At 59.7% G+C, this 9,500-nt stretch carries 9 protein-coding genes and 3 pseudogenes; 9 read left to right on the forward strand and 3 right to left on the reverse strand.

From position 1 onward, the window contains the following. Together JHD07_RS23530 and JHD07_RS23535 are read left to right on the forward strand one after the other, a co-directional pair. Nucleotides 1–372 (forward strand): annotated as a pseudogene (locus JHD07_RS23530) (hypothetical protein); the annotation flags it as partial. Nucleotides 373–422: 50 nt separating this feature from the next. Further along, nucleotides 423–1,577, forward strand: coding sequence for a hypothetical protein (locus tag JHD07_RS23535; protein WP_291626363.1), 1,155 nt, complete (start codon nt 423–425; stop codon nt 1,575–1,577). Here the strand turns inward: JHD07_RS23535 and JHD07_RS23540 are convergent. Then, nucleotides 1,536–2,180: a hypothetical protein gene (locus JHD07_RS23540; protein ID WP_291626365.1), complete on the reverse strand. Its 645-nt coding sequence runs from the start codon at nt 2,178–2,180 to the stop codon at nt 1,536–1,538. The two genes, JHD07_RS23535 and JHD07_RS23540, sit on opposite strands and share 42 nt — an antisense overlap. 150 nt (nt 2,181–2,330) lie before the next feature. Here JHD07_RS23540 and JHD07_RS23545 point away from each other — a divergent pair, with 150 nt between their 5' ends. Together JHD07_RS23545 and JHD07_RS23550 are read left to right on the forward strand one after the other, a co-directional pair. Then, nucleotides 2,331–3,695 carry a DUF262 domain-containing protein gene (locus JHD07_RS23545; protein ID WP_291626367.1) on the forward strand — a complete coding sequence of 455 codons (1,365 nt, stop codon included), beginning with the start codon at nt 2,331–2,333 and terminating at the stop codon, nt 3,693–3,695. A 7-nt stretch (nt 3,696–3,702) separates the two neighbouring features. After that, nucleotides 3,703–4,317, forward strand: a complete 615-nt coding sequence (locus JHD07_RS23550; protein ID WP_291626369.1) for a hypothetical protein — start codon at nt 3,703–3,705, stop codon at nt 4,315–4,317. A gap of 260 nt (nt 4,318–4,577) precedes the next feature. On the opposite strand, the gene JHD07_RS23555 is transcribed toward JHD07_RS23550, so the two are convergent. Continuing rightward, nucleotides 4,578–4,757: a DUF3606 domain-containing protein gene (locus tag JHD07_RS23555; protein WP_291626371.1), complete on the reverse strand. Its 180-nt coding sequence runs from the start codon at nt 4,755–4,757 to the stop codon at nt 4,578–4,580. Nucleotides 4,758–4,797: 40 nt separating this feature from the next. Next, nucleotides 4,798–5,109: a hypothetical protein gene (locus JHD07_RS23560; RefSeq protein ID WP_291626373.1), complete on the reverse strand. Its 312-nt coding sequence runs from the start codon at nt 5,107–5,109 to the stop codon at nt 4,798–4,800. 286 nt (nt 5,110–5,395) lie between these two features. On the opposite strand from JHD07_RS23560, the gene JHD07_RS23565 reads away from it, so the two are divergent. The 5 genes and pseudogenes from JHD07_RS23565 to JHD07_RS23580 form a co-directional block, all read left to right on the forward strand. Then, on the forward strand, nt 5,396–6,322 hold the full coding sequence (locus JHD07_RS23565; protein WP_291626375.1) for a hypothetical protein: 927 nt from the start codon (nt 5,396–5,398) through the stop codon (nt 6,320–6,322). Nucleotides 6,323–6,713: 391 nt separating this feature from the next. Continuing rightward, a complete protein-coding gene (locus JHD07_RS23570; RefSeq protein ID WP_291626376.1) occupies nt 6,714–6,992 on the forward strand; it encodes a hypothetical protein in 279 nt (92 codons plus the stop codon). A gap of 145 nt (nt 6,993–7,137) precedes the next feature. Beyond that, nucleotides 7,138–7,293, forward strand: a pseudogene (locus JHD07_RS39855) (helix-turn-helix domain-containing protein); the annotation flags it as partial. Nucleotides 7,294–7,319: 26 nt separating this feature from the next. Then, a complete protein-coding gene (locus JHD07_RS23575) occupies nt 7,320–8,453 on the forward strand; it encodes a site-specific integrase (RefSeq protein ID WP_291626378.1) in 1,134 nt (377 codons plus the stop codon). Nucleotides 8,454–8,485: 32 nt separating this feature from the next. Further along, nucleotides 8,486–9,500, forward strand: a pseudogene (locus JHD07_RS23580) (ComEC/Rec2 family competence protein); the annotation flags it as partial.

A 9,500-nucleotide genomic window follows, 5' to 3' on the forward strand; every position in this document is an offset into this window, starting at 1 on the left:
GAGGTAGTCTCAGCAAGTGGCACGTCTGGCTCGTTGACGAGTGGTGTTGTGACCGCTCTCGGCTCCATCTCGCTGGGTGCGGGAGACTGGGACGTCAGCGCTTCCATACAATTCAATGCCAGCGGCGGCACCACGAGCACGGACTACAACGGTGCGATCTCGGCGAGCTCCGCCAGCCTGACCCCATATGGGACGTCGCTCGCGTTTACCCAGCGCCTGCCGGCAAGCGCAGATCATAGCGAGAATTTCTCCATTCCGCCTGCACAAGCGCTCATCAACGCAACCACGTCGTTTTACCTCAACGCGCGTTCTGTGTTCAGCGGCACGCCGCCTACGGCGACTTGGTCAATCCGAGCGCGTCGGGCGCGGTAGTCGCGCCGGAAGGCGCTGCAAAACACTGAGTTAAAGAACGAGATTTTTCAATGACGCTTGTTTCGATTCCTACTGGTCTCATTTTTCCCCTTGCGTTCGATGCCGGCGGCACCAACACCAAGGCTACTGGCAACGGCACCGCAATGGACGCCGCAACAGATAAGACTGCCATGATTGGTCGGGTCTACATCAACGGCCGGCCAGGCAGCGCGAAGACGATCAGCGCGGCGGGAGGCGGCTCTATTTCGTTCCGGACTGGAACGGTAACGTTTGCCAACGCTGGCACGACGCTTGACCTCGGCATTCAGGACGTTGATGTCGCCAATGGCAATATTGCTCGGCCGGACGGGACATTCGACGTCAAGCGAACGCTGACCGGAGGGGCCGACACCATCAGCTCGAATACCTGGACAACGTTCGCCATGACGGGCGGCACGGGCTCCAAAAGCATTGCGCACGGTGACCTTATCGCTGTCGTCTGGGATATGACGGCTCGTGGCGGCTCCGATAGCGTGGCCCTCACAGTGGGAAGCCAAGTAGCCGGAACGTTTCCCGTAACCAATGAGTTTCAATCCTCCGCATGGCGCACAACGAGCGTCGGTGAACCGAACGTCCTGATTACGTTCGATGACGGCACGCTGGGAATTATCGACGGGGCAATCCCATTCTCTCAAGCGCTTCAGGTGGAAGCCTACACGGACAGCAACAACCCGGATGAGCGGGGCATCATCTTCCAAGTCCCCTGGGATTGTAAGATAGACGGGCTATGGGCCAACGTCGGTATCTCGGGCGCCCCCGCTGACTTCACTCTCGCGCTGTATTCGACGCCATTCGGCACACCCGCGGTTATTTCCGGAGCAAGCTTCACCGTCCTGGCGGAGCAATTGAGCGCGGCCAGTGCTCAATCCTTCACCCCCTTTTCGCTGGCGTCTGAAATAGCTCTCACGCGAAACACCGACTATGTCCTCGCGATCAAGGCCGACAGCACCGGCCAAGTTCGGTTGAACAGCTACATCTTTGGTGACACGGCGCACCGGGCGTTCTTGCCGTATCCATCGGTTGCCAAGGTCACGCGCAACAATAGCTCTGGCGCGTTCACTGCCGAGAGTCCGGCCATCACAATGTATCAGATGGGAGTACGGATCTCGGCTCTACAAAACACGTCAGGTGGTGGTGGGGGCGGCCAACGAGTGTTTGGTGGCTAGATGCCTTCGGCGCCAACCGACGAAGGCAAGGACAGCGACAAGGAAGCCGGGCAGGCCGGCGCCGACTGTTGGACCGGGGACGGGGAGAGGATCGATGAAGGTGGACGAAGTCGCGTAGGTGGTGCCGCAGGGGCTATAATTCGACGGGCATAACCCGTGCTGGAAGGAACCGATGCCGTTGAGTTGTGCTGCTATGTTGAAATGACCGCCAAAATCGACCTTGGCTAGGATGGGACCTGACCCTTCCTGCCAGCTCAGAAAAGCGAAGTCTGAGGAAACCGAGTAAGTCCGCGGACCACTGCCGAAAAAAGGGTGGCCCACAATCGGAGCCAACGTGATCGACGCAAAGGCTTCGCCATCTGTCTGCATTAACAGAAATACGCCTGGAGCAATCTGCTGTGTCGTGCCGAAATCTGTGTCGAAGATAAAGCGCGCCGTGAAAGTCGTAGAGAATGGTCGGGTGTAGGGCTCAGGTTCACCCCCATAGGGGCCAATGCCGCTTATAATGCCGGCGAAGGACGCCTCAATAAGTGCAGCCTTGCTGGTCGATACGGAGCACAGAAACGTAAGCACTAGAAGAAAACAAAAGCGAAGCAGCATCATCAAATCCCCCCGCTGTAAAAGCCCTATTCCACCTTCCCGCGCCGGTTGAGTCAATTGGGCAAAGCTCGATAAAGCGGGTTGGGCGACACTCAGCAAGCGTCTTACGGCACTGGCGTCAGTCTGCGCACTCATTGGGGCGGGCTAGCGTGCATGCGGGCGCAGACTGAAAGCGGAGTTGCCCGCGCGGGTCGTGGAGGCCGTGAAGCGGGCCAGGTCGGTGATGGTGTTGTGATGAGATTGGGGGTGGGTAGGGTGGCGCCGGATCGCCGCGTCCACAGCAGCGTGGGCAAATCAACCGAAACTGTGGGGGGAAGCAACTTGATTGAGTGTGTAGGAGCGGGTTACGGTTCTCGAGCTGCTCGCCTGGATGGTTATTGCCATGAGTGGCAAGCTGCCGCTGACGCGCAACCGGAGCCCTCTATGTTGGAAGCCCAAACTCTTCGCACCCTGTACCGCGTTTCGGATTTTGTTGGCTGGCAGCGTGAGGGCACCCTCGAGTTGAACCCAAATTTTCAACGTCGTTCTGTCTGGAAGAAGGGGGCAAAGTCGTTCTTAATCGACACTATCCTCCGAGGGTATCCGGTGCCCATCATATTTCTCCGAGATAAGAAGACGGATCTTAAAACCCTGAAGTCCAAGCGCGACGTCGTGGACGGGCAGCAGCGCATCCGAACTCTTCTTTCGTTCATCGATCACAGCCTTCTCCCGGACTACGATGAGCAAAGGGACGATTTCGAGATCAATAAGACGCACAACAGGGAGCTGGGCGGCAAGCGATTTCATCAGCTGTCGATGGAGAACAGACAGCGTATTCTTGATTACCAGTTCAGCGTTCACTCGTTTCCGACAGACACAGACGATCGGATGATCTTACAGATTTTTGCGAGGATGAACGCGACCGGCGTCAAGCTAAATTCGCAAGAGCTGCGAAATGCAGAATTCTTCGGTGAGTTCAAAACTAGCGCGTACGAACTTGCCACAGAGCAGTTATATCGCTGGCGTGATGATTGGGAGGTCTTCAATCCTGACGGGATCGCCCGGATGATGGAAGTCGAGATGGCGAGCGAGTTCATGATGTACATCATGACTGGAGTATTAGAGAAGAAGAGCGCTACTATTGACTCGTTCTACAAACAATTCGATGCAACGTTCGCCGACCGTCAGGAGGTTGAGCGGAGATTTCGAACCGTCTTCGATACCATAGATGACTTGCTTCGAAACGGCATCCACCGTTTCTTCAGTTCAAGGACGATGTTCTTTGCACTTTTCTCAGCTGTTTACGGGATTCAATTCGAGGGCAGGCCGTCTTCGCCCGGCAGGCTAAAGCTCTCCGACATTGGCCGGCTATCTAAGGATAGGCCCGCGCCGCTGACTCCTGAGATGACGGGCAGGCTTATTCGCAACGCGACGGCGATCAAAAACAGACAAGCGCCAGAGGCGGTCCTAAAGGCCCGGCAGAGTGGCACGACTGACGCGACCAACAGGCGAGCCTTGATCAACTACCTAGTCGCGTGAGAAGCCAATGCCGTCCCAGGCCTACGCTCAGTCCGAATTGAGCAAGTTCCAGCGGAGTCTGCAGCGGCTCGACAATACCCGGGATCGTATGGAGAGGCTTTTTGCTCAAGAGCAAATAAGAAAGGTTGATCTAGACTCCGTTTATGAAGCGCTGTTTCTTCGCGCTGTAACTAGCTTTGAGGCGTTTTTGGAGGATTTGTTTCTGGCAATCCTTGTCGGGCGAGCTCAGTACACTGGTCAACGTGTTCGCGTTCTGATGTCGGCTTCGTCACGGGGCGCGTTGATGAAGATACTGCTGCAGGGCAGCGTTTATATGAATTGGCTACCGTTCGAGCACACAGAAAAGCGCGCAAAGCTCTACCTAAGGGATGGCCGTCCGTTTAGCGATCTCGACATAGGCGATAGGTCCCAGCTGAAGACGATTTCCATTATCCGCAATGCTATTGCGCACAAGAGCCCATATGCCCTCGCTCAGTTTCAGAAGATCGTCATCGGCGGAGCACCGATGCTCCAGAGAGAGCGCAACCCTGCCGGATTTCTCCGATCTCGCATTGCGCCCCAACAAACAAGGTTCGAAGTTCATATGGGGCAGCTGGCTCGGTGTGCCGGGCTGCTCTGCTGACGGCAGCCATCTGCTCCCAAATCTCCTTACGCCGCTTGATGTGCAGCGCCTCCGCGGCGCACTTCACCGCCTCAGCCTCGTAGGCTCGGGCAGCCCTTCGTGCTTGTCGAGCCAAGCTTTCACAGCCGGCCAATAACGCCGATCACCAAAGAATGGGGGCTTGCGCAGAAATCCGTACTTGCTCTCCAGCGCCGGCAGGAGCGGCCGTAGCAACTCCTCTGGCACTGCATCGGTGAGATAGAGCTTATCTTTCTCGCGCTCTATTTGTCCTTCAAGTATTTCTCGACCTTCTTCACCGACACGCCAACAGCGCGAACAGCTCCAGCAAGTGCCTGCCCCGAGACGTTGAAGCGCTTTTTCCAGTACTCTTTTTCGTAGTCCTCATTGAGGTTGATACGGGTGCGGTCGCGATAGTCTCGTTTGCTCTTGTCATCGGCCATGGTTTCACTCCTGTAAGGTCGCGATTTTTGTTTCTTCTAGTTAGCTTGACGGCTTTGTCGCCGACGCGGGCTTCTTTGGCTTGGCCGCTGGCGCTGCAGCCGCGGCCTCTTGCTGCTTCTTCAATTCAGCCACCCTAGCCAACTCTGCACGCTTCGCGTCGGCTTCATCCTCTCTAACAAGGAGATAGCCTTTTTCAGCCATGCAGCCTTGGCCAACTGTATCGGCCGCGTTAGAGCGCTCCTGGGCAGCCACGGCCGCGGCTAAGCCACCGCTGGCGACGGAAACACCGGACAGGGCGGCCTTGTTGCGCTCGCCCAAGCAGGCAGTTCTGTCGACTTCGAATTGGGTCATCAAAACAGGGTTGTCGCGTGAAGACTGGCCATCGACTCGAACCCATCCCATTTTTGGCGCGGCTGCACAGCCGCCTAATACGGCGCAAAGCACCACGATCCCTATAGAACGCATATTGGCCCCCAGACCTAAAACCCCATCCAACCGCAACCGGGGCGGGAGCGCAATGCGCAGCGCAACAAAAGCCGTAGCTCTTTAGTTGTGGAGTACCCTGTCACCGCTCTCTTGCCGCCACGACTCAGGAGCCGCCTACCGAAGCGCAATTCCGCGCTCTGTGGAGGCGACAATGGTGGGCGTCCAGTTATCTCGCTCCGAGATTCAGCGGGCGGCGGAATTGAGGTGGCGCAATGTGCCAGCGGGCATTCCCGCCGTTCTCGCCGAAGTGTTCATGAACAGGCTGAGGGGTGGAAGCACCATCCGCAAGCTCACAGGCGGTGGTCAACTCGGACCTGCACTTGTCAGCTACAAGCGATTTAAAAGGCATTGCGAGCTTCACCCGCGATGGGGCGCTGAGGCTTGGAGGCTTTCAGACATAAATGGCCGCTTTGGAAAGGGCGCGCGCCTGCGGGGCTTGACTCGCTGCCACCTTGGCCACTCGCTAAGTGATGCTCTCGTCTATTGGCAGAACGGATACATCAAGCGGGATTGCAGAACCTGCCGACGCCTACGGCGCGACAATGCGACCATGACGCAGGAAGCGGTTAAGCGCGTCACTGCGGCAATCCAAAACGGGGTCACAGTTAGCCAGATAATTCACGGAGTGCCAGCTGGAGGCGGGCGTCGGGACCCAGCCCTTGTGCTTGTGCATCCGCCCGCGTTCTATCGCTACCGCCGAGAAAACCCCAAGTTCGAGGCGCTGGTCCAGGATGCAATCAGCGCAAGGAGGCATAGACCGCGAGAGTTCGCGCAGCTCAATACGTTCACCTATCGATACACACCCGGCGACGAAGCGGTCATTCGGCAAATGCTACCCGGGTGGCTGACGACGAAGGATGACGTCGTCAATGACATCATGATCTTGCTTTTCGAAGGCCGAGTTGATCGGGCGCAAGTGCCGGCGCTCGCAAACTATTTCGCGAACCAACATAGCGGGCAGTTTCCGACGAGGTTTGCCAAGTTCGGAAACTCGCCGCTGCTCTCGCTGGACGAGGCGCTGTTTGATGACGGCTCGGGGACCGTGGGCGACAAGGTCACGCGCGGCCTATGGGATTAGGCCGGAAGAGGGGCGCGCGCCAGCATAAACCCCTGAGCATGGATGTACCCGTAATACACCGGGGTCGCGCCTAAGCGCCCCTGGAGGGGTGGATTTTTTCCAGAATCAGATGATGATGTCCGTGGGTGTAGCAACCCGGACTTGGACTATCGCGGCCCTTGGCGGGGCCGCCGAATGCGCGCGGTGGAAGCCTTGGCGGGTTTCCTATGGCGCTTTGGAGCGCCTTGGCGGGCGCGCCTCACCTGGCAAATATGCCGGGGGCGGTGCGTCATGTCCAGAGCCGAGAGGCTTAAAAGCGCGCCGACTTGTCGTCCAGGCAAGTTGCTACCCCCCGGCTGCTGGCCCGACGCCAGCGGGGCTGTAGCAAGCCATCAAACTGGACGAGCATCACATGACCAATACCTTCGATCTCAAAACCACCCCATCGTTCGTCGCCTCCCAAGTATGGGGGCTTCGCCACGGCTTCACCATCCTCCACGCCATGCTCCACGACCTGCGCGACGAGGAGGGGGAGATCACCGAAGAGTCGATTTATCGGATACTGTGGACCGCCGACCACGTGAAGCGGGAGCTTGACGCTGCCTACGCGTACACCGAGGGGCTGGCCGAAGCCGAGCGGGCCAGGGTGGCCGCCGGGCGGTCGGCGGTGGTGCTGCAGGCGGCTGAGTAGGCCGTGGTATAATCAGCCTAGGGTGGTGAATCGCCGGAACGGTTCACCACCTACCATTGCGCGTCGGCCTCAGCCGGCGAGGTAGAGCAGAGCAATTCATTTAAGGGGCACGCTCTTGCCCAATCCAGCAAACGACAACAACCGCTTGCTCACACCCGAGCAGGCGGCGTCTCGGCTTAACATCAGCGAAGATCATCTCCGCGACCTCGTTAGCGAGGGCGCCATCGGATACATCAACGTCGGGCTCGGCAAGAAGCGTCCACGGCGCCGCTTCACAGAGGCGGATCTGAACAATTTCATTGAGCGGCGACGCGGGAGGGAAACGCCATGTCAGTCTATAAAGACCCACGGTCGTCCTACTATTCGTTCGACTTTCAGCACGCCGGTAATCGGTTTCACGGCAGCACGAAATGCACGACGCGAAGAGAGGCAGAGAAGTTCGAGGCCCTAGAGCGGGAGAAAGCAAAGGCGCTGGTCAAGGCGACGCGCCGGGCGAAGGCCTCCCTGGCCTTCGATGATGTCGCTGCGCGGCTCTGGAACGACAGCGCTCAATACGACTCGGAGCCTAAGGCCACGGAGACCAATCTGGCGCGGTTGATCGAGTACTTCGGCAAGGAAAAGCCGCTCACAGAGATCGATCACAAAGCCGCCAAGGAGCTGGTCGCGTGGCGGCGAGGGCATCGCGTTTCAAGGCGTGGCAAGCGGACCAAGGAGCAGGAACAGGCGCTGCCGCTGGTCTCAAATGCTACCGTGAACCGCTCGGCCACCAAGGTGCTGCAACGCCTGTTCACCTTCGCTAAGGCGGAGGGCGCGGTATTCGAACATGAGCCAAGGTGGGATGAACTGCTGCTCGCTGAGCCCGTGGAGCGCGTGCGCGAGCTGAAGAGCGAGGAAGGCGATGCGCTAGATGAGGCGATGCGCGCCGACTATGAGCCGTTCTTCGCGTTCGTTCGCTCTTGCGGCATGCGCCTCAAGGAATGCGTGACGCTCCGGTGGTCAGAGGTGGATTTCGGCACCCGGCAGATTGTCCGCATTGGCAAAGGCGGCCGACGTGTGGTTTTCCCGATTACGCCCGCTATTCGCGAGATCCTATTCCCTTTGCGGGGGCAGCATCCTGAGTTCGTTTTCACCTACGTCGCTATCTACGGAAACAAGCGCTTGGAGAGGGTTAGGGGGCAGCGCTACCCTTTGACCTACACTGGCGCCAAGAGCGCCTGGCAGCGCCTTAGAGCCGTCTCCGGGCTAGCTGATTTTCGGTTTCACGACTTCCGGCACGACTTCGGGACTAAGCTGTTGCGCGACAGCGGCAACCTCAAGCTGGTGCAAAAAGCGCTCAATCATCGAGACATCAAAAGCACTCTGAGGTACGCCCATGTGCTGGATGAGGACGTTGCCGAAGCGGTCGAGCAGCTCGCAGAGTCCCGGAAAAAGTCCCGGAGTAAGCTCCGGGATGCGGGCTAAGCTCTTGAGCCAGCGAGCGAAGTAAAAACCCGCATCCCGCCTTCCAGATGTCGTTTGCGGCCACGCTCGGGCTGGTGGCGCTGGTGCAGATCGGCATGCCGAATCTGCTCGCATCGCCCGATCATTCCGCGACGGCGCGGATCGCGCTGTGGGGCGGCCGCGAGATCGCGGTGCTGTTTTTGGCCTCGTTGATCGCGGGGCTTGCGACCACGCCCTACGCCGCCTTCCACTTCCATCGCGTGACGCCCTACGGCGTGCTCGCCAATCTCGGCGCCATGCCGGTGGTCTCTGCGCTGGTGATGCCGGCCGGGCTTTTGGGACTGCTCGCCGCGCCCTTCGGGCTCGACCGCGTGTTCTGGTGGCTGATGGGGATCGGCATCGAGTGGATGGTCGCGGTCTCGCGCTGGGTGGCGGCGTTGCCGGGCGCGGTCGGCCGCATCCCCGCGTTCGGGATCGCGCCGCTGATCGCGGCGAGCCTTGGCATCATCGTGATGGGGCTGTTGCGAACGCCCCTGCGCTGGTGCGGTGCCCTGGTGCTGCTGGTGTCCATCGCCTGGGGCTTGTCGGTTCGGCAGCCAGACGTCCTGATTGCCGGGGACGGTGCCAGCGTCGCCGTGCGGGGCAGGGACGGCCGACTGCATGTGATCCGCGCGAGCAAGGATAGCTTCCTGCTCAAGCAGTGGCTAGCGGCCGATGCCGATCCGCGCGATGCCGGCAGCACCTCGTTGGCCGACGGTGTGTCGTGTGACGAAGCCGGCTGCGTGACGCCGCTCGCGGACGGACGGCTGGTCGCGCTGTCCCTGCGCATCGACGCGCTGGCCGACGATTGCAGCCGCGCGGCGCTGGTGGTGACGGCGCGTCCCGCGCCGCCCGATTGCGCGGCGATGGTCGTCGACAGGCCGCGTCTTGCGAGCCAAGGCGCGCTGGCGTTGACGCAGCGTGGCGACGGCTTTGCCGTTCAGGCGGTGAGGGCGAGAGGCGCGAGCCGCCCTTGGCTGCCGGCCGGCGCCGGCGTTCGTCGAGCGACACCACGGGGGCGCCTCCCGA

This window comes from Bradyrhizobium sp., assembly GCF_016462955.1.
Lineage (GTDB): Bacteria > Pseudomonadota > Alphaproteobacteria > Rhizobiales > Xanthobacteraceae > Bradyrhizobium.